At 64.9% G+C, this 20,154-nt stretch carries 18 protein-coding genes and 1 rRNA gene; 4 read left to right on the forward strand and 15 right to left on the reverse strand.

The window, feature by feature from the left end:
* Nucleotides 1–244, reverse strand: a 16S ribosomal RNA gene (locus ACWGPT_RS11345); the annotation flags it as partial.
* A gap of 755 nt (nt 245–999) precedes the next feature.
* Here ACWGPT_RS11345 and ACWGPT_RS11350 point away from each other — a divergent pair.
* The gene (locus ACWGPT_RS11350) at nt 1,000–2,940 is read left to right on the forward strand and encodes a M23 family metallopeptidase (RefSeq protein ID WP_452605715.1); all 1,941 of its coding nucleotides are present in this window, start codon (nt 1,000–1,002) and stop codon (nt 2,938–2,940) included.
* Nucleotides 2,941–3,004: 64 nt separating this feature from the next.
* Here ACWGPT_RS11350 and clpB read toward each other — a convergent pair whose 3' ends face one another.
* The 8 genes from clpB to ACWGPT_RS11390 all read right to left on the reverse strand — a co-directional run bounded on the left by clpB (nt 3,005) and on the right by ACWGPT_RS11390 (nt 14,679).
* Nucleotides 3,005–5,611 (reverse strand): ATP-dependent chaperone ClpB, encoded by a 2,607-nt coding sequence (gene clpB, locus ACWGPT_RS11355; RefSeq protein WP_452605716.1) that lies wholly within the window; start codon nt 5,609–5,611, stop codon nt 3,005–3,007.
* Between the two features lie 228 nt (nt 5,612–5,839).
* On the reverse strand, nt 5,840–7,063 hold the full coding sequence (locus tag ACWGPT_RS11360; protein ID WP_452605717.1) for a hypothetical protein: 1,224 nt from the start codon (nt 7,061–7,063) through the stop codon (nt 5,840–5,842).
* 181 nt (nt 7,064–7,244) lie between these two features.
* Complete coding sequence (locus ACWGPT_RS11365) at nt 7,245–7,955, reverse strand: DUF4167 domain-containing protein (RefSeq protein WP_452605718.1); 711 nt, start codon at nt 7,953–7,955, stop codon at nt 7,245–7,247.
* Nucleotides 7,956–8,258: 303 nt separating this feature from the next.
* Nucleotides 8,259–9,128, reverse strand: a complete 870-nt coding sequence (gene prmC / locus ACWGPT_RS11370) for a peptide chain release factor N(5)-glutamine methyltransferase (protein WP_452605719.1) — start codon at nt 9,126–9,128, stop codon at nt 8,259–8,261.
* Nucleotides 9,125–10,207 carry a peptide chain release factor 1 gene (gene prfA / locus ACWGPT_RS11375; RefSeq protein WP_452605720.1) on the reverse strand — a complete coding sequence of 361 codons (1,083 nt, stop codon included), beginning with the start codon at nt 10,205–10,207 and terminating at the stop codon, nt 9,125–9,127. The genes prmC and prfA overlap by 4 nt, the downstream gene beginning before the upstream one ends.
* A 25-nt stretch (nt 10,208–10,232) precedes the next feature.
* Nucleotides 10,233–12,500, reverse strand: coding sequence for a phosphoenolpyruvate--protein phosphotransferase (ptsP, locus tag ACWGPT_RS11380; RefSeq protein WP_452605721.1), 2,268 nt, complete (start codon nt 12,498–12,500; stop codon nt 10,233–10,235).
* An 85-nt stretch (nt 12,501–12,585) separates the two neighbouring features.
* Nucleotides 12,586–13,860 (reverse strand): aspartate kinase, encoded by a 1,275-nt coding sequence (locus ACWGPT_RS11385; RefSeq protein WP_452605722.1) that lies wholly within the window; start codon nt 13,858–13,860, stop codon nt 12,586–12,588.
* A 198-nt stretch (nt 13,861–14,058) separates the two neighbouring features.
* Nucleotides 14,059–14,679 carry an SH3 domain-containing protein gene (locus tag ACWGPT_RS11390; RefSeq protein ID WP_452605723.1) on the reverse strand — a complete coding sequence of 207 codons (621 nt, stop codon included), beginning with the start codon at nt 14,677–14,679 and terminating at the stop codon, nt 14,059–14,061.
* 358 nt (nt 14,680–15,037) lie between these two features.
* Between ACWGPT_RS11390 and ACWGPT_RS11395 the strand changes: the two genes are divergently transcribed.
* Both ACWGPT_RS11395 and ubiG read left to right on the forward strand, forming a co-directional pair.
* Complete coding sequence (locus ACWGPT_RS11395; RefSeq protein ID WP_452605724.1) at nt 15,038–15,466, forward strand: hypothetical protein; 429 nt, start codon at nt 15,038–15,040, stop codon at nt 15,464–15,466.
* Nucleotides 15,463–16,209, forward strand: a complete 747-nt coding sequence (gene ubiG / locus ACWGPT_RS11400) for a bifunctional 2-polyprenyl-6-hydroxyphenol methylase/3-demethylubiquinol 3-O-methyltransferase UbiG (protein ID WP_452605725.1) — start codon at nt 15,463–15,465, stop codon at nt 16,207–16,209. Before ACWGPT_RS11395 ends, ubiG begins: the two co-directional genes overlap by 4 nt.
* 2 nt (nt 16,210–16,211) lie before the next feature.
* Here ubiG and ACWGPT_RS11405 read toward each other — a convergent pair whose 3' ends face one another.
* The 4 genes from ACWGPT_RS11405 to ACWGPT_RS11420 are packed head-to-tail and all read right to left on the reverse strand — an operon-like array spanning nt 16,212 to nt 18,595.
* On the reverse strand, nt 16,212–16,640 hold the full coding sequence (locus ACWGPT_RS11405) for a DUF1178 family protein (protein WP_452605726.1): 429 nt from the start codon (nt 16,638–16,640) through the stop codon (nt 16,212–16,214).
* Nucleotides 16,637–17,491: a carbon-nitrogen hydrolase family protein gene (locus ACWGPT_RS11410; protein ID WP_452605727.1), complete on the reverse strand. Its 855-nt coding sequence runs from the start codon at nt 17,489–17,491 to the stop codon at nt 16,637–16,639. The genes ACWGPT_RS11405 and ACWGPT_RS11410 overlap by 4 nt, the downstream gene beginning before the upstream one ends.
* A gap of 12 nt (nt 17,492–17,503) precedes the next feature.
* Nucleotides 17,504–17,761, reverse strand: coding sequence for a glutaredoxin 3 (grxC, locus tag ACWGPT_RS11415; RefSeq protein ID WP_452605728.1), 258 nt, complete (start codon nt 17,759–17,761; stop codon nt 17,504–17,506).
* A 60-nt stretch (nt 17,762–17,821) separates the two neighbouring features.
* Nucleotides 17,822–18,595, reverse strand: a complete 774-nt coding sequence (locus ACWGPT_RS11420) for a ComF family protein (RefSeq protein WP_452605729.1) — start codon at nt 18,593–18,595, stop codon at nt 17,822–17,824.
* A gap of 96 nt (nt 18,596–18,691) precedes the next feature.
* On the opposite strand from ACWGPT_RS11420, the gene ACWGPT_RS11425 reads away from it, so the two are divergent.
* Nucleotides 18,692–19,582 carry a methyltransferase domain-containing protein gene (locus ACWGPT_RS11425; RefSeq protein ID WP_452605730.1) on the forward strand — a complete coding sequence of 297 codons (891 nt, stop codon included), beginning with the start codon at nt 18,692–18,694 and terminating at the stop codon, nt 19,580–19,582.
* On the opposite strand, the gene ACWGPT_RS11430 is transcribed toward ACWGPT_RS11425, so the two are convergent.
* Both ACWGPT_RS11430 and ACWGPT_RS11435 read right to left on the reverse strand, forming a co-directional pair.
* A complete protein-coding gene (locus ACWGPT_RS11430; RefSeq protein WP_452605731.1) occupies nt 19,579–19,752 on the reverse strand; it encodes a Flp family type IVb pilin in 174 nt (57 codons plus the stop codon). The two genes, ACWGPT_RS11425 and ACWGPT_RS11430, sit on opposite strands and share 4 nt — an antisense overlap.
* Nucleotides 19,753–19,790: 38 nt before the next feature.
* Nucleotides 19,791–20,111, reverse strand: a complete 321-nt coding sequence (locus tag ACWGPT_RS11435; RefSeq protein WP_452605732.1) for a hypothetical protein — start codon at nt 20,109–20,111, stop codon at nt 19,791–19,793.
* Nucleotides 20,112–20,154 lie beyond the last annotated feature (43 nt).

Consider the following 20,154-nt stretch of genomic DNA (forward strand, 5'->3'; position numbering starts at 1 on the left):
CGAAGGGCACATACGGTATTAGCTCCAGTTTCCCGGAGTTGTTCCGTAGTAAAGGGTACGTTCCCACGCGTTACTCACCCGTCTGCCGCTCCCCTCCATCAAGAAAGCTTCATTCTGAAGCGTTCATGATCTTCTTTTTCTAGGAGTAAATCCTTCAAGCTTGCTTGAAGGAGGGGCGCTCGACTTGCATGTGTTAAGCCTGCCGCCAGCGTTCGTTCTGAGCCAGGATCAAACTCTCAAGTTGAGAATCCAATCCGTGACTGATCACTTGTTCTGAATCGACGAGAACTCACTCTGGACCCGACGCATCACTGCGCCAAACCCATGGTGTTCTCATATCAAAACGTGACCGTCACTTGTCTTCTTCATAGACAGTCCGAAGACCGTCCGCGAAAACCGCCGACCACGTTTCTCTTTCTTCCATTCTTCAATTGTCAAAAAACCGACGAAATCAACCCGAAACCGGACCTTCCGTCAAAAACCCAACTCCCCGACCCATGGCCGGGAAACAAACCAGCATTCGCCAATTCAAAGGGTTTCTCTAGAACGAGAGAGGTCGTCGCCAGCAGCGCCGCCGCCCTCGTTGGTGAGCGGTTTATAGTCCCAACCCCCAAAACAAGTCAACACGGATTTTCAAAATCATCCAAACTTTCATCCAACCAACTGATATAAAACACAAATTCCAAAACCAAAGGCCAAAACGCCGGTAAATCCCCTCCTGGCACGCGAGAGCACCGTGGATAAGCGGCACGCCAGAAGCAGGCGGCCTCCGTCCCGCCCCGACTTTTTCACAATCCTCATGTTAAGAGCGATTCCATTGCGGCCAAGGCCTGTCCGGTGCTTCGCCGGCGCGCCGCTCATGCGTCTCTCTTCCTTCCCTTATGGGGACGTGTCGTGATTTGACACGGTCGGGTGAAAAGGGGCACATGTTTGGCCCAAGCTCGCGGCGCCACGATGGCTCGGCGATCAGACGAGCATAAGGGGAATGCAGGGAGAGGCATGATCAACGCCCGCAACACGATCCGGACGCTCGGCAACGAGCCGCCACTGCTGGCCGACGGCCGGCGGGCCCCGGACCGGCGCGAGATCTCGCTGCGATGGCTGTCCGGCACCTTCCTCACCGGCATCACCTCCTCCATCCTCATGGGCGTCGCTCTCTTCGCCGCGCTCGACGGCCGCCAGCAGCTGGCGATCCCGGCCGAGGCCTCCGCCTCCCTGCCGCTCGAGGACGAGCCCGATACGGTCAGCCGCGGCGGACGCCTTCTCGGCGGCAACATCGTCGCCATGCCGACCGACCGCAAGGTTCTCGAAGTCTCGACCGTCGTCCACGAGGGCAACAAGGAAATCATCCGGCGGCGCCCCTTCGCGCATGTGAAGATGAACCTCGCCGCCAATCACGTCGCCCAGGAGGATTATCCGGACTTCGATCCGCTCACCATCTTCTCCTCAAGCGAGGGCAAGGCGCCCGCCCCCGGCACGACCGGCCTCATCTACGGGTCTGAAGTGGAATCGGAAGTCAGCCTGAGGACGATCGCCTTTCCCGCGAGCGGCGCGCACTATCCCTATGCGCCCTCCATGTCTCTGGAAGAGGTCGAGGAGAACGTCCGCTCCAACGGCTCCGTCCTGACCGACGGCGACACGCAGCTTTCGGCACTCTATTACGTCGACCCGCAGCGTTTCTCCTCCGGCGGCGACGGTCTCGACCTGACGGCGGGCCTTGCCGCCCGCATCGTCGAGCAGAACATGTCGGTGACGCCGGCGGAGCCCGTCACCCCCGAGACCCGAGACTATGCCGACGACATCATCCCGATCCGGGCGGAGAAGGACATCGCCGAGGCACTCGAGGATGTCGGCTATCCCGCCGGCAAGTCGCAGGAGATCGCCGGCCATCTCGGCAACCGGCTCCGCGAGCCGAAGCTATTTCCCGGCGACGTCCTCAGGATCGGCGTCGTCCAGCAGGGCGAAATGGTCCTCGTCGTGCGCGCCAGCGTCTATCGGAAGGGCGGGCACGAGGTCACCATCGCTGTCAGCGACCATGGAAGGATGATCGACGGCGAGGAACCCCCGATGATCGACGCCATCGCCGGCGCGTTCAGCGACCAGCCGGTCCAGGTCGTCGCCGGGCGCGAACTGCCCCGGGTCTACGACGGCATCTACCGCGCCTCGCTCTCCTACGGCATGACGACCGAAATGACCGGCCTTCTCGTCAAGCTTCTCGCGAGCAGCGTTGACCTGCAGGCGCAGCTGAAGCCGACCGACCGCATCGAGGCCTTCTTCTCCGCCCAGGACGAGAGCGGCCAGGCGAGCGAGCAATCCGAACTCCTCTACGTCAACGCCCATTTCGGCGACACGACCACCCGCTTCTACCGCTTCCAGGATCCGAAGGACGGCACCGTCGACTACTTTGACGCCGAGGGCCGCAGCATCCGCCAGTTCCTGCTCCGCAACCCGGTTCCGAACGGCCGCCTGACCTCGAGCTTCGGCATGCGCCGCCACCCGATCCTGCGTTATGCGCGCATGCATACCGGCACCGACTGGGCCGCCCCCCGGGGCACGCCGATCATCGCCGCCGGCAACGGCGTGGTGGAAAAGGCCGGCTGGGACAAGGGCGGCTACGGCAACCAGACGATCATCCGCCACGCCAACGGCTATGTCTCCTCCTACAACCACCAGAGCGCCATCGCCAAGGGCATCAAGCCCGGCGCCAAGGTCACCCAGGGCCAGGTCATCGGCTATGTCGGGTCGACCGGCCTTTCGACCGGCGCGCACCTGCACTACGAACTGATCGTCAACGGCAGCAAGGTCGACCCGATGAAGATCCGCCTGCCGGGCGGCAAGTCGCTCGAGGGCGACAACCTCGCCCGGTTCAAGGAGGAGCGGAACCGGATCGATGCGCTGCTCGGTTCGGGTGGCGATCCGGCCGAGGTCGCGAGCCGCTAGGGCATCGATGAAAAAATGGCGGCTCGGGGCCGCCATTTTCATGTCTGCGATGCGATCTGCCGGGTCAGGCCGCTTCGGCCTCCGCCACCGTCCGCCTGACGCGGAAGAGCAGCCGGTCGGAGCCGGCATCGACGGCGACCGCGGACCCGTCCGGGATATGCCCGCCGAGGATCTGCTCGGCCAGGGGATCCTGGACGAACTTCTGGATCGCCCGCTTCAGCGGCCGCGCCCCGTAGACCGGATCGTAGCCCTTGTCGGCCAGCCATTCGCGCGCATCCTCGCCGAGTTCGATCGTGATCTTCCGCTCGGCGAGCAGCGAGACCAGCCGCCTCATCTGGATATCGACGATCGCCCCCATTTCCGTCCGCTGCAGGCGGTGGAAGAGGATGATCTCGTCGACGCGGTTGAGGAATTCCGGCCGGAACGAGGCCTTCACCACGTCCATCACCTGTTCGCGCACCTGGTCGGTATCGGCCCCTTCCGGAAGGCCGGTGAGATATTCCGCCCCGAGATTCGAGGTCATGATGATGATCGTGTTCTTGAAGTCGACCGTACGGCCCTGCCCGTCCGTCAGCCGCCCGTCGTCGAGCACCTGCAGGAGAACGTTGAACACGTCCGGATGCGCCTTCTCGATCTCGTCGAACAGCACGACCTGGTAGGGCTTGCGCCGGACCGCTTCGGTCAGCGCCCCGCCTTCCTCGTAGCCGACATAGCCGGGAGGCGCGCCGATCAGCCGGGCGACGGAGTGCTTCTCCATGTATTCCGACATGTCGAGACGCACCATCGCCGTCTCGTCGTCGAACAGGAAGCGGGCAAGCGACTTCGTCAGCTCCGTCTTGCCGACGCCGGTCGGGCCGAGGAAGATGAACGAGCCGATCGGCCGGTTGGGATCCTGCAGCCCGGCGCGCGAGCGGCGCACCGCGCGGGAAACCGCCTGGACGGCGTCGCCCTGGCCGACGACCGACTTCGCCAGCTCATCCTCCATGCGCAGCAGCTTGTCACGCTCGCCCTCCAGCATCTTGTCGACCGGAATTCCGGTCCAGCGGGAGACGACATGGGCGATGTTGTCCGGGGTGACGACCTCCTGCACCATGGCCGTGGCGGTCGTATCCTGGGCTTCGGCGGCGGCCAGGTCCTTTTCCAGGCCCGGGATCACCCCATAGGCCAGTTCGCCGGCGCGCTGGAACTCGCCGCTGCGCTGGGCGATCGCCAGTTCGTTGCGGGCTTCGTCCAGCTGCTTCTTCAGGTCCGCGGCAAGCCCGAGCTTCTGCTTTTCTGCCTGCCACCGCGCCGTCAGCGCATCCGCCTCTTCCTGGAGGGAGGCGAGTTCGCTTTCGAGCCGGGCAAGCCGGTCGGCCGACGCCGTGTCGGTCTCCTTCTTCAGCGCTTCGCGCTCGATCTTCAGCTGGATGATGCGGCGATCCAGCTCGTCCAGTTCCTCCGGCTTGGAATCCACCTGCATGCGCAGGCGCGAGGCAGCCTCGTCCATCAGGTCGATCGCCTTGTCCGGCAGGAAGCGGTCGGTGATGTAGCGGTTGGAAAGGGTCGCAGCGGCAACCAGCGCGGAGTCGGAAATCCGCACCTTGTGGTGCTGCTCGTATTTTTCCTTCAGCCCGCGCAGGATGGAGATCGTGTCCTCCACCGTCGGCTCGTTGACCATGACGGGCTGGAACCGGCGGGCGAGCGCGGCATCCTTCTCCACGTGCTTGCGGTATTCGTCGAGCGTGGTCGCGCCGACACAATGCAGCTCGCCGCGGGCAAGGGCCGGCTTCAGGAGGTTCGACGCGTCCATCGCGCCGTCCGCCTTGCCGGCGCCGACCAGCGTGTGCATCTCGTCGATGAACAGGATGATCTCGCCGTTCTCGGCCTGGACCTCGCTCAGCACGGCCTTCAGACGTTCCTCGAACTCGCCCCGATACTTCGCGCCGGCGATCAGCGAACCCATGTCGAGCGCCATGAGCTTCTTGTCCTTGAGGCTTTCGGGCACGTCGCCGTTGACGATGCGAAGCGCAAGCCCCTCGGCGATCGCCGTCTTGCCGACCCCCGGCTCGCCGATCAGCACCGGATTGTTCTTGGTGCGGCGCGAAAGGACCTGAATGGTGCGGCGGATCTCGTCGTCACGGCCGATGACCGGATCGAGCTTGCCCTCGCGGGCCTCGGCCGTCAGGTCGCGCGCATACTTGTTCAGCGCGTCGAAGCCCTGCTCGGCATTCGCGCTGTCGGCCGTGCGGCCCTTGCGAACGTCGTTGATGACCTGGTTCAGCGCCTGCGCGGTGACGCCCGCCTTCTTCAGCGTCGCGGATGTCGAGGCTGTGCTTTCGATCGCCAGCGCGAGGAGAAGTCTTTCGACCGTGACGAAACTGTCGCCGGCCTTCTTGGCGGCATCCTCGGCGGTGGTGAAGACCTTTGCGAGCGGCTGCGACAGGTAGACCTGGCCGCCACCGCCGGAAACCTTCGGCAGCTTGGCAAGCGCCGCGTCATTGGCAATGCGTGCTTCCTTGGGGTCGCCGCCGGCGCGGGTGATGAGCGAGGACGCCATGCCCTGGTCATCGTCGAGCAGCACCTTGAGCACATGCTCGGGCGTGAACTGCTGGTGCCCTTCGGACAGCGCCTGGGTCTGCGCCGACTGCAGGAAGCCGCGAACCCGTTCGGAATATTTCTCGATATTCATGTAGAACCTCCACGAATCGTTCCGCCCAATCGTAAGGCACGGAGCGATGATTGAGATTGAGCTCCCTCAAAGGCCAGCCCGTCGCCGGATTGCCCGGCGTTGAAAGTGATATGGGAGGTCGTTTTGCGGTTTTAAAGGACCCGGCCGCCTGCAAAACGAGCGGCAGCCAGCCGGGCCGGAAGATGCCTTATGCGGTCCGGAATGCGCGGTGCACCGGCCCGTGGCGCGTCAGTGGTCCACACCCTCCCCACCGACCGCGACGATGTTGAACGGAAGGCCTTCGACCGGGATGCTGCGCGTCTCCTTCAGGGTCTCCGCATCAAGAATCCTGATGCGTTGCTGGCGGGGATCGCTCACGGCGATCTCGTCGCCCATGACGGCGAGCCGCGGCCGCGGGTCACGCCAGTGGCCGTCCTTGCTGTATGCTTCGGTGACCTGCGCCGAGCCGGTCAGTTCGCCGCTCAGTATATCGAGCACATGGAGCTTGCCGTCCTCGGTGAAGATATAGGCGGTCGACGGCCTGCCGGGATCGAGCGCGAAGTCGACCCGCCGGACCGGCAGCGGCACCACGCGGTATGGCTCGCTCGACGAGGGGTCAATCACAACCACCTTGTCCTCCCCGTAATTGCCGAGGAAGAACTGCATCGACCTGCCGCCGAGGAGCGTGCCGACCTGGCCCTGCGGCATGTCCTCACCGTAGGGCAGCAATTCGGCCTTCGGCGCCTCGCGGCCGCCGTCGCGCACCACGAGCACCCCTTCCTTGCAACCGAAGGCAACGAGACCGGCGGAACTCGCCTCGCCGTGCAGTCCGGTGCAAGGGTAGACCTCCCCGACCTGCCGGCCGTCCTTGCCCAGCACCTTGAGCCCGAGACGAGGCGGCAGCTCGCCCTCCTTGACCACAGCCTCGCCCGAAAGGTTCGGCTCCGAGACGAGCATGTACTCGCCCATCCGGACCGCGACCCCGTGATGCGGGGCTGCGGCTTTCACCACCTCGTGGTCCTTTCCGCCGTTCAGGAGTGCCGTTTCGTTAAAGATGCGCGCCTCTCCTTCCAGATCGAAGAATTGCAGCATCTCGTCGCCATGGGGAACCGCGTGAACGGGACGCTTTCCTTCCACACGCAGAAGAACTGCCGGCGTCTCCAGTTCGATGTCGCGGTGTTCGCCGTGATCCGTAAGGGCGACGCCGGTACTCACCACCTCCACCGCGTTGTGATCCATCTGAACGGCAAAGACCGTCCTGCCGCTTTCGCTCGCCACCAGGTGGGTCGCGTAACCCTTCAGCGGGAATTCCGCGACCCGCTCGCCGTTCGCCGCATCGAGTACGGTCAGCTTCGCGGCACTCTGATCACCGACGAACAGCCGCCACCGCTCGGTGTCGGCCGCGGGAACCGGCATCGCTCCTGCAGCCAGCAGGATTGCCACAAGAAAAATACGCGTTGGATGGAAATTCATTTCGACCTCCAAGTTATGTAATATCATAACGATTAGAGGGTTGAGATGCGCTTGTCCAGCGGGTCCGCATCCGGCGCCTCACAGGAAGAGAGCCTGGCACCGACTGGAGACCGGGTGCGGAAAACAAAAAAGCTCCGGCCGCGGGGCCGGAGCTTCGAACTGTTTATTGCTGAAGGAGCGTCTATTCGCCGCTCGCGTCCGCCATTTCCGGCTGGCCTTCGTCGGCGCCTGCTTCCGAAGCTCCGCCTTCCTCGCCGCGGCGGGGACGCCGCGGACGGTTGCCGGCGGTGCGGCGGCGAGGCTGGCGTTCGCGTTGCGCGCTCTGCTCTTCCGATTCCGCCGCCACTTCGGCGGGGATGCCTTCGATCACCGGCTGCGGACCGGAGCCGTCGATCGCGGGCGCTGCCTCGGCAGCCGGAAGCGGATCACGCTCGCGGCGGTTCTGGCGCGGCGGCTGCTGGTTGTCGCGGCGCTGCGGCTGGGCATCCGAGGACTGCGGCTGGCGGATCGAACCGTCGTCGTCGCCGTCCTGCATCTCCATGTCGTCGCCGTCCTGGCCGTCGCGATCCTGGAACTCGCCGCGTTCGTCGCGCTGGAAACGTTCCTGCATCTGCGCCTGGGCGGTAGCAATGATGCGGTTGTAGTGTTCCGCATGCTGCAGGTAGTTTTCCGCCATCACCCGGTCGCCCGAGCTCTGCGCATCCCGCGCAAGCGCCGAATACTTCTCGGCGATGTGCTGGGCCGTACCGCGGATTTTCACATCTGGGCCGGAGCTGTCATAGGTGCGGGTAAGAGGATTGCCGCCCTTGCGATTGAAGTTGCCGCCGCCGCCACCACTGTTGTTGCTGCCGCCACGCCCTCGACCGCGCTTGTTCTGCTGTCCTGGCCTCATTGATAGATCACCTGAATTGTCTGTTATCCGCTGATAAGGGGCCGCGCGGCCATGCTGGCTCTGCGCCAGACCAAGACTTCGCGCGCCGCGCACAGGAAGACACCAAGTCGCCTGCCGCTAGTGAAAGTCAAATTACCTGAATCACGCACCAGGAAATGTTCAACCTTTGAAACTCAAAAGAGCCGGTCTCAGGGTTGACCTTAACCCGAACGAATCTTCCGTTCATTCCCAGCCGCCCGGTACGTGGCCGCAAACTATCTTGCTTCCTTGGGGAATCCAAGCCTTTTCTTTCGCTGCGCAAAATCAACCGCCAGGTTCTGCACGGGCAAACAGGAGGACGCGATCATTGTCTCCGAAATCGCGAAACGCCTGCCGCAGCACGAAGCCTTTGGCCACGAAGACGGTCGTGACGCTGTCCTTCTGGTCGTATCCGATCTCGAGCCCGATGAGCCCGCCTTGCGTCAGCACCCGGCCTGCGCCTTCGGCGATCGCGCGGTAGCATTCCAGCCCGTCCGGACCGCCGTCCAGAGCCCGCATGGGATCAAACTCCCTGACTTCCGGCTCCAGCGCGGCGATTACATCCGTCCTGATATAGGGCGGATTCGAGACCACGATGTCGAACTGTCCGTCGACGTTTTCGAGCCAGTTGCTCGCGATCGTCTCGAAACGGTCCGCAAGCCCGAGGCTCGCTGCGTTTTCCCGCGCCGTCTGAAGCGCATCGTCGGAGATATCGGTCCCCACGCCGGTCGCCTGCGGACACTCCTTCAGGAGCGCCAGGATGATGGCACCGGTTCCGGTTCCGAGGTCCAGGATGCGAGCTTTCCCGCCCGATGCGACAATCTGCCTCACGCGGGGCAGGACCGCATCCACCAGAATTTCGGTATCCGGCCGCGGCTCCAGGGTCGCGGGGGAAAGCCTCAGCATCATGCCGTGAAATTCTCGTCTTCCTAATATGCGATGGACCGGCTCGCGTTTCAAGCGGCGCGCGATGGCATTTTCAATTTCGGCACGCTCGCCCGCGCCGATCATCCTGTCGCCCTCGACGAACACTTCCGTCGCCGTCAGCCCGAGAAGCCCCCCGATCAGGATCCGGGCTTCCAGCGCGGCGTCCGGCAGACCCGCCGCCGAAAGCCGGCTCCTCGCATCGACAACGAGGTCGGAGAGCGTCGTCAACCCTGCTGCTCGCCGAGTTGCGCCAACTGACCTGCCTGGTAATCGGCGATGAGCGCGTCGACCACCTCGTCGATCTCGCCCTCCATCATCCGGTCGAGCTTGTAGAGCGTCAGGTTGATGCGGTGGTCGGTCACGCGGCCCTGCGGGAAATTGTAGGTGCGGATGCGTTCCGACCGGTCGCCGGAGCCGACCTGGCTCTTGCGGTCGGCCGATCGCTCGCTTTCCGCCCTCTGCCTTTCCATGTCGTAGAGGCGCGACCTGAGGACCTGCATCGCCTTGGCGCGGTTCTGGTGCTGCGACTTCTCCGAACTCGTCACCACCAGCCCCGTCGGCAGATGGGTGATGCGGACGGCGGAATCGGTCGTGTTGACGTGCTGCCCGCCGGCGCCAGACGATCTCATCGTGTCGACGCGGATGTCCTCCGGGCGGATTTCGATGTCGATCTCCTCCGCCTCCGGCAGGACCGCGACGGTTGCGGCCGAAGTGTGGATCCGCCCCTGCGTCTCCGTGTCGGGCACGCGCTGGACCCGGTGCACGCCGGATTCGAACTTGAGCTTGGAGAACACCCCCCGCCCGCTGACGGTCGCGATGATTTCCCGGAAGCCGCCCGCCTCGCCTTCGCTGGCCGAAAGCACTTCGACCTTCCAGCCTTTGCCGGCGGCGTAGCGCTCGTACATGCGGAAGAGGTCGCCGGCGAAAAGCGCCGCCTCGTTGCCGCCTGTCCCGGCCCGGATTTCGAGGATCGCGCTCTTCTCGTCGGCGGCATCCTTCGGAAGGAGGAGGACCTGCATGTCCTTTTCCAGCGCCTCGACCCGCTCCTCCACCTCCGGAAGCTCCATCTCGGCCAACTCGCGCATCTCGCGATCGGTCGCCTTGTCTGCAAGCAGCGTCCGCAGGTCGGCCACTTCCGCGGTCGCCTTCTCGAAGTCGCGGATCTTGCGCACCACCGGCTGCAGTTCCGAATACTCCGAGGCCAGCCGCACATAGACGTCCGCGGCCGGACCCTCGGACATGCGGGCCTCGATCTCGCCGAAGCGGCGCTCCAGTTCGCGCATCTTCTCTACAGGAAGCTTCGCCACCCGCATCTACTCCATCTTGTTGTCGTCAGACCGGGATGCCGTTCTCGGCAGCGAACCGCAGCAGCAGTTCGCGCACAGGCTGTCCCGGCTGCCTGTCGTCCAGGGCCGTGTTCAGGGTTTCCATCAGCCTGTCCGCATCAAGGGACAGAAGCATGGCCTTGACCGGCCCGATGGAGGTGGGCGCCATCGAGACGGAGCGAAACCCGATCCCGATCAGTGCCATGGCGGAAAGCGGCTTCCCGGCCATCTCGCCGCAAAGTGTCAACGATGTCCTGTTGCGCTCCGCCGCTCTGACGATGTCGCGCAGCATCCGCAGGAACGGCCGGCCCAGCATGTCGAAGCGGTCGGAGACGCGGGCATTGCCCCGGTCGACGGCCATCGAGAACTGGAAGAGGTCGTTGGAACCCACGGAAACGAAGTCCACCTCCGCCATCAGCTCGTCCAGCTGCCACATCAGCGCCGGCACTTCCAGCATCGCCCCGAAGGAGAGCTTGCGCGGCAGGCTGTGGCCGAACTTCGAGAGGTGCTGGACTTCCTTCTGCAGGAGGTCGCGCACCGCGTGGATTTCCGCCACCTCGGTCACCATCGGCAGCATCATCCTGAGTTCCGCGTCGGCCGACGCCCGCAGCAGGGCGCGCAACTGCGTGCGCAGGAGGCCCGGGCGGTCGAGCGAAAGGCGGATCGCCCGCCAGCCGAGCGCCGGGTTCTCTTCCTCGTGGGCGCGGAAATAGGAGACTACCTTGTCGCCGCCGATGTCGAGCGTCCGGAAGGTCACCGGCATGCCGCCGGCCTGTCGGATGACGTTGCGGTAGAAGGCTTCCTGCTCCTCGAGCTTCGGCATGGTCGAGGCGATCATGAACTGCAGTTCGGTGCGGAAGAGACCTATCCCGTCGGCGCCCGATTCCGGCAGATGCGGCAGGTCGACGATCAGCCCCGCATTCATCATCAGGCTGATGCGCTTGCCGTCCCTGGTCACCGGCTCGACGTCGCGCAGGGCCCGGAACTGTTCCTGCCGGCGGGCGCGCAGCCGCACCTTTTCCTCGTAGGCCTTCAGCACGTCCGGCACCGGCCGCAGGTGAAGCTGCCCGTCGTCGCCGTCGATGATCGCCGCGTCGCCGTTTTCGGCGAGCGCCACCGCGCCGGCCGCCTGGCCGACCACCGGAATGCCCATAGCCCGCGCCACGATCACCACGTGGCTTGTGACGGCGCCGTCTTCCAGCACCAGCCCGCGCAGCCGCTCCCGCGGATAGTCGAGAAGTTCGGCCGCGCCCATGGCACGCGCGAAGATGATCGCGTCGGCCGGCAGGCCCTCGCCGATCGCCCGGCCGCTGAACCCGGTCAGCTGCCGCAGCAGGCGGTTGGCGAGGTCGTCGAAGTCGTGCATGCGCTCGCGCAGGTACGGATCGGTGAGGCGCATCATCCGCGCCTTTGTGTCGCTCTGCACCTTCTCGACCGCCGCTTCCGCCGTCAGGCCGTTGTGGATCGCCTCCTCCATCCGGCGCACCCAGCCCTGGTCGTAGGCGAACATCCGGTAGGTTTCGAGCACCTCGCGATGCTCGCCCTCGCTCGCCACGTCGCGGCGCGACAGCATGTCGTCGATGGAAATCCTGAGCGATCCCAGCGCCTCGGCAAGCCGCCGCACTTCGCTCTCGGCATCCTCGTTGAGAAGATTGGTCACCACCACGCGCGGCTCGTGCAGGATCACGTGCCCGAGGCCGATCCCCTCGTTATAGCCGTCGCCCCCGATCGTGACGGCGCGCGTCAGGTCGAGCTCCAGGCCCGGCTTGGTGATCTTCTTCAGCTCCCCCGTCGCAATCATCTCGGCAATCACCATGGCAGTCGTCTCGAGCGCCTCGACCTCATCCTCGCGATAGGTCCGACTCGCTCTGTTCTGGACGACCAGGACGCCCAAAGTGCGGCCCGCCCTCAAAATCGGCACGCCGAGGAAGGAATGGTAGATTTCTTCACCGGTTTCAGGGAGATAGCGGAAGGCGGGATGGGCCTGCGCATCGGAAAGATTGAGGGGCTGCGCCGATGCGGCGATCGTTCCGACGAGGCCCTGCCCCATTTTCAGCTGGGACAGGTGGACGGCTTCCGGATTGAGACCCTCGGTGGCGTAGAGTTCCAGCACGCCGTCCGATCGAAGCACGTAGACCGAGCAGACTTCCGCCACCATGTTGCTGGCGATCTGGCGGACGATTCGGTCGAGACGCTCCTGCGGATCGAGCGGCTCCGCCATCAGTTCGCGCAACCGCCGAAGCAGAACACGCGGCCCGGCCGACAGGTCTCTCATCGGCGTCCTAGCTCCCGAAAAAGGTGCCCCATGCGTCAGGGGCAGCACCTTCCCGCGCGGGAAGGGCGGCACCGTCCGCTCATGATCAACTCTTATCGAGACCGTAGGCGGAATGCAAAGTCCGAACGGCAAGTTCGGAATAAGCGCCATCGATCAGGATGGAAATCTTAATCTCGGAGGTGGTGATCGCCTTGATATTGATGCCTTTTTCGGCAAGTGCCTTAAAAGCTTGCGCGGCAACGCCGGCATGGCTGCGCATGCCGATGCCGATCACCGACACCTTGCACAGGCCTGATTCGTTTTGGGCGACGTCGAAGCCGATCTTTTCCTTGTTGTCCTCGAGAATCTTCAGCGCCTTCTGCACGTCCCCGTAGGGAACCGTGAAGGTCATGTCGGTGCGCGACCCGTCCTCGGAAATGTTCTGGACGATCATGTCGACATTGATATGCGCTTCCGCCAGCGGCCCGAAGATGGCGGCCGAGACGCCGGGGCGGTCCGCAAGCCGGCGGAGCGAAATCTGCGCCTCATCCTTGGCATAGGCGATGCCGGTCACGACTTCCTGTTCCACGATCTCATCCTCGTCGCAAATCAATGTACCGGGCGGGTTGATGAGGTCACCCATGCCCGGCGCATCGGGATCCTCGAAACTCGAACGCACGAAGGTGCGGACCTTGTGGACCATGGCAAGCTCGACGGAGCGAACCTGCAGGACCTTGGCGCCGAGCGACGCCATCTCCAGCATTTCCTCGAAGGTGATCTTCTTCAACCGTCGCGCCTGCGGCACGACGCGCGGGTCGGTGGTGTAGACGCCGTCGACATCCGTGTAGATGTCGCAGCGGTCGGCCTTGACGGCGGCAGCGATCGCGACCGCGGACGTATCCGAGCCGCCGCGCCCGAGCGTCGCCAGCCGATTATCCGGCCCGATACCCTGGAAGCCTGCCACGACGGCGACCTGCCCCTCGCCCATCCGCCGGATGATGTCGGAGCCGTCGATATCGAGGATGCGGGCAGCGCCGTGGGCATTGTCCGTCTTGATCGGGATCTGCCAGCCCTGCCAGGACCGCGCATTGACGCCCATCGACTGCAGCGCGATCGCCAGAAGACCCGAGGTCACCTGCTCGCCGGACGCCACCACGGCGTCATACTCGCGCGCGTCGTAGAAAGGGGAACTCGATCCGGCCACCTTGGGAATGTCCTGTACCCAGGCGACCAGTTCATTGGTCTTTCCCGACATGGCGGAGACGACGACGGCAACCTCGTTGCCGGCATCCACTTCGCGTTTCACATGGCGCGCGACATTGTGGATGCGCTCCAGATTGGCGACCGAGGTGCCGCCGAACTTCATGACGATGCGAGCCATGTTGACCAATACCACCCATTCGCCCCGGAGGGCGTCTGCATATGCTGCCTCGGGGGAGGCAGGAATTCGGGCGTCTCTTAGCGAAAAGGGAACATGCGCGCAATGGCACCGCGGGCGACAACCGTGCCCCTCAACAGTACGGGCTCCGCGAGGAGCCCGTACTGTTGGAAATCGGTTGGAAGCGGGCGATCGACGCCCTCAGCGCCGCAGGCAGCGCTCCTCGCCGGCGAAGCAGACCGTGCCGTCCGGACGGGTGATCACGCCGACGCGGTCGCCGTCGCGACGACGATCTCCGTCCCAGTCGCCGCGACGGCCATCGCGGTCCCTGTCCTGGCCCCTGCCCCTGTCCCAGTCGCCCCGCCGTCCGTCGCGATCGAAGTCGCGCCGGTCACGGTCGCGCCATTCGCCTCTGTCGCGCCGGTCCCAGCGGTCACGGTCGCGGTAGAAGTCCCGGCCGCGATAGTGCCGGTCCCAGTAGTTGCCGACCTCGAAGGTGACGCTCGGAATGCCGAGGGGACGGTAGTGCTGGGGACCGACATAGACGCGGCGCTGTTGAAGGGTGGCCTGGACGTAGTTGCCAGAGACCCAGCCGCGACCGCCGCTGAAGGCGACGTCGCACCAGTTCACGCTGCTCATGCATCCGTAGATGGTGACGGGCGCGCCGTTCGGGATGACGGTAACGGTGGGGTAGGATGTGCTCGGACCCGATCGCATGTTGACGTTCGCGGTCGCAAAGCCCCGCACCGCGGCATCGGCGAGCGAGGGGACGGCGATCACTGCACCGAATGCGGCGACAGCACTGATAAGATGTTTCCTCACGTATTCTTCTCCTGGAAAGCCTCCGCCAGGCAACCAACCCGGCCGGTCCCGCAAAAATGTCGATACGGCGTCATTGTTCCCCTCGCGCCTGAACCCGCCATGAACATGGCCTTCATCCTCGCTCGCCCTCTGTGTGCCGGAGTTGCGCTGGCAAAGAACACCGAACGGGACACGTCGCGTGTCACATAAAAACTAAACACGAGACACACGACGTGTCCCGGCCGATCCCCGGTAGAACCGGGGAATTAAAAGAGTTCAACCGTCCTGCTCCGGAAGGACGCAGAAAGATCCCCGGAACGCCAAGGGAGGAGTCCGTCCTTTTCACTGGCGCCCTCTCATCAGCCTCAAGGACGAGACGATGACCGCAGACATGACCGACTACGAAAAGATGCGGGCAGCCAGGCACGAGGCGCTCTGCCGCATGACCGCCAGCCTATCGACGATCAGGCTGACCTGCCGCTTTCGCCGGTGCCGCCGCGACCGCATCTGCAAGGGACCGCTGGTCCTCTCGAACCACCAGGCGCTGCAAGTCGAGGTGCAGCGCATGATCGGACTGAGCGGCAATGCCTGCGCGACTCTGCCGTCCTGTGTCGACCGCCTCCCCCCACGCGCTTATGAGCTGTTCAGGAAGGGAATGAGCGACTTCGCTGAGGACATGGCCCGGTGGCCAGAGCTCGATCCATGGGATGTCATCCATGACGCCGCCCGGCTTCTCGGCAGGCGCCCCTTGACTTCCGGCCCCGATCGTCCGACCTCAGGCGCAGATCCCGGAGATGATGCCCCATGACCGATGCCGCAAAGACGACGATTGACCAGAGCGAAGTCGACCGATTCTCCGCCATGGCGGCGGAATGGTGGGATCCCACGGGCAAGTTCAAGCCGCTCCACAAGTTCAACCCCGTACGTCTGGCCTATATCCGTGACCGGGTGGCCGAAAACTTCGGCCGCGATCCGAAGGCGCACCTGCCGCTTTCCGGGTTGCGGGTCCTCGACATCGGCTGCGGCGGCGGCCTTCTCTCCGAGCCGGTTGCCCGCATGGGCGCGACCGTGGTGGGCGCCGACCCGTCCGAGAAGAATATCGGGATTGCCTCGACCCATGCCGCCGAGACCGGCACGAGCATCGACTACCGCGCCGTGACGGCCGAGCAATTGCAGGAGGCCGGCGAGATGTTCGACGTCGTCCTCAACATGGAAGTGGTCGAACACGTCGCCGACGTCGACTTCTTCATGCGCACCTGCGCCTCCATGGTGAAGCCGGGCGGCCTGATGTTCGTCGCCACCATCAACCGCACGATGAAGGCTAGGGCGCTCGCCATCTTCGCCGCCGAGAACATCCTGCGCTGGCTGCCAAGGGGCACGCACCAGTACGAGAAGCTTGTTCGACCGGATGAACTGGAAGCCCCCCTTGAGGCGAGCGGCATGGACATCGTCCACCGCACCGGGGTCTTCTTCAATCCGCTGCAGGACCGCTGGAACCTCTCCCCGGACATGGACGTCAACTACATGCTGATGGCGAAGAAGCGGGGATGACCCTAGTTGGCATCTTCGGGCAGCGCCGGCAGCGGCGCGACCTCGATGCCTTCCTCGATGAGTTCGCGCACGTCGGCAAAGCTCGCCTGGCCGATGATGCCGCGCGCGTCGGCCTCGCCGTAGTGGATCTTGCGGGCTTCCTCGGGGAACTTCTCGCCGACATCCTCGGCATTGGCCTTGATGGCCGCCACCGCTTCGCGGATCTTCGCCATCACCTGCTTCTGGGCGATGTCCATCGCAACCGCCTGCTTCTCCTCCTTCTTGCGCGCGGTGGAGACGGAAGGCGCCATCAGCGACTTGGAGATCGCAGCCGAATTGCAGACCGGGCAGGTGAGCAGGCCTGCCTCGACCTGGCGGTCGAAGTCGGCACTGCCGGAGAACCAGCCTTCGAAGTCGTGGGCATTGTCGCAGACGAGAGAGTAGCGGATCACGCGGCCACCCCCTTCGCCTCCGAGGCCACCGTGTCGAGGGTGAAGTCGCGGGCGTTCTTGAGATTGGGGATCTTGCCCCGGGCTGCCTTGACCTGGTCGACGTCGATCTCGGCGATGACGATCGCCTCGCCGCTGCCGCCCGCCGACGCCAGGACCTTGCCCCACGGGTCGATGATCATCGAGTGGCCGAACGTCTCGCGGCCGTCCTCATGGACGCCGGCCTGGGCGGCGGCAATGACGAAGGCGCCGTTCTCGATGGCGCGGGCCCGCAGCAGCACTTCCCAATGCGCCTCGCCCGTCTGGCGGGTGAAGGCGGCCGGGACCGTCAGGACCTCGGCGCCGGCAACCGCCTCGGTGCGGAACAGCGAGGGGAAACGGACATCGTAGCAGATCGCAAAACCAAGCTTCGCGAACGGAAGCTCCGCCACCCGCGCCTCGCCTCCCGGCCGGTAGACGGCGCTTTCGCGCCAGCTCTCGCCGTTGTCGAGATCGACGTCGAACATGTGGATCTTGTCATAGGTGCAGATCCGTTCGCCGCCGGGTGCGAAGAGGAAACCGCGATTGGCGATCTTTCCGTCGGGCAGCGCAATCGCCGTGGAACCGACATGGACGTGGATGCCGAGGTCGCGGGCAAGGTCGCGGGCGGTGGCGACGATGACGTCGTTCGCCTCGTCCCGGAGCACGGCCATCAGGCCGGGGCGGTCCCTCTGTACCGCCCCGGTCATTTCCGGGGTCTGGACATAGACGGCGCCCTGGGAGGCGGCCTCGCGGACGAGCCTCTCCATGTCGGCGGCGTTCTTCTCCGGATCGACACCGGAGCACATCTGGATGGCGGCAGCCTTGAACGTCATCGTCCCTCTCCCTCAGGCAGCGAGCATCTCGTCGAGCTTCCCGGCCCGATCGAGAGCATGAAGATCGTCGCAACCGCCGACATGCTTGCCGTCGATGAATATCTGCGGGAAGGTGGAGCTGCCATTGGCCTTCTGGATCATCTCCTGGCGCAGGTCCGGGGAGAAGGTCGCGTCGTGCTCGGTGAAGCTGATCCCCTTCGACTGGAGCAGCGACTTGGCGCGGGAACAGTAACCGCAGCCCTGACGGGTGTAGATCGTGACATCGGCCATCGAGATTTCTCCGGGGCGCGACCGGGCGGGATGGGGCCGCGCAGAATTGTGTTACAAACTTCATATAGGCCCGGCGATAGCCATTGCAAAGGTCAAAACGGTGACCTCGGCGGCCCCCGCCTTCTTCAGCGCCCGCGTCGCGGACGACACGGTGGCGCCGGTTGTGAAGACGTCGTCGACCAGCACCAGACGCTTGCCGACAAGGTCGCTCTCCCGGCCGGGAACCACCTTGAACGCCGCCCGGACGTTCTCCTCGCGGCCCCTCGCCGTCAGCCCCACCTGCCGCGCCGTCCTCTTCACCCTGACGAGGGTCGACGGCAGGAAGGGATGGCCGGAAAGTCGCGCCAGGTGGCGGGCGAGTTCCGCGGACTGGTTGAACTTGCGCCCGGCAAACCGCCAGCGATGCAGAGGGACGGGAACGATGCCGTCGCATTCGAGGACATGCCGCTCCGAGGCGCGCAGCATCCACCCCGCCATCATCGCCGCGAGATCGGTGCGGTCGCGGTATTTCAGGCCATGAACCAGATGGCGCACCGGGCCTTCATGGATCGCCACGCTGCGCAGCCGGTCGAAAACCGGCGGCGCGGCGATCGCATCTGCCGAAACCATGCCCTCGCCCGGATCATAGCCGAACGGGATGCCGAGGACCTCGCAGTACGGACGTTCGATGAAGCGGATGTCCCGCCAGCACGTTGCACAGAAGCTCGTCCGCTCCGCGAGGATCGTGCCGCAGGCGGGGCAGGACGGCGGATAGACGAGGTCGCCGATCCAGCGCAGCCACGCCCGGCCGTGCGACGACGACCTTTCCCCGCTCGACTTGTCCCCACTCCCCATAGCCACCCCCCGCGGCCACCACGCTCACCCCTGTGGATTGACATTTGCTCCCGCCGGGCGCCATTCCGCAACTGGAAATACGAAGGACCACGCGCGATGGAGATTCTTTTCGACCAGGCTCTGGTGGAGGCACGTCGGGAACGGGCGTTCAGGAATGCCGATCCGGAAGCCTCGTTCCTGCTTGACCTGGTGGCCCGCGAACTGGCCGAACGGCTCTCGGTCGTGGAGCGGAGGTTCGACACCGCCGTGGAGCTTCATGGCGGCCCGGGACCGGCGGCGCGCCTCGCCTATGAAACCGGCAAGATCGGCTCGATTGAGCGGGTGGAGACAAGCACGGTCTTCGCGGCACCGGGCGAGCCCCTGACGGTCGCGGCCCTGGACGACGTTCCGCTGGAGCCTTCTTCAACGAACCTCGTGCTTTCGCCGCTCTCCCTCCATCTGGTCAACGACACGCCGGGCGTGCTCGTGCTAATTCGCCGCGCCCTGAAGCCGGACGGCCTGTTCATGGCGGCGATACCGGGAGCCGGCACCCTGGCCGAACTGCGGGACGTCCTGCTCGCCACCGAGATCGAGCGGACGGGAGGAGCAAGCCCCCGCGTCATCCCCTTCGCCGATGTCCGCGACGTCGGCGCGCTGCTGCAGAGGGCGGGCTTCACCCTGCCCGTGGTGGATGTCGAGAACTACACGGTGCGCTACGATTCCATCTTCCCGCTGATGCGCGACATCCGGGCGATGGGAATGGCCAATCCGCTCGTCGGACGAAGCCGGATGCCCGTCGACAGGGGCTTCTTCCTGAGGGCCGCAGAGCTTTACGCCGAGCGTCACGCCGATCCGGACGGACGCATCCGCGCCACCTTCTCGATCATCTACGTCTCCGGCTGGGCCCCGCACGAAAGCCAGCAGAAACCGCTGAAGCCCGGCGCCGCGAAGATGCGGCTTGCCGATGCGCTGCGCGTGCCGCGTGACGATGAACCGGGGAAAGGCTAGCTGACAGCGTTCGTGAGATAGCCGTCGATCGTGTCGAACACGCTCACCAGCGTGTCGGCAAGGCCACCGAACGCGACGACCAGCACGACCGCGATGAGCGCGGCGATCAGGCCGTACTCGACGGCGGTCGCTCCTTTTCGGTTGCGGGGAAATGCCTTCAGAATACGCATGCGATATATCCTTTCAGCAGGGCTCCCGGAACTGTCGATCAGCAGCGGGCGTCCGTGTCGTAGGGCTGTATGATGCAAACCGAGCCGGGCGTTTCCTGAAGTACGCTGCGGCGGATGGTGTAATGCCTCGACCCCCGGTCGACGGGCATGATCGACCCGGTGGTCATCCGGTCGAATTCTTCCTGGACATGGGCGAGACGCCGGCCGTCACCGCTGTCGGCGATCATCGGCGTGACGATCAGCGAAAGCGCGATCGCCGCCGTGCCGAACAGGAGAGCGATGTTCAGGACGCCGGTCCTGCCGGACCGGTACACCGACCGGTTTCGGACCCGGACAGTCTTCCACAATTCCTCGTCCATACCTTCAAAGCCTCGACGCCAGTACTGCCTTGGTGAAGCCGGA

The organism is Pseudorhizobium sp. NPDC055634 (assembly GCF_053618655.1).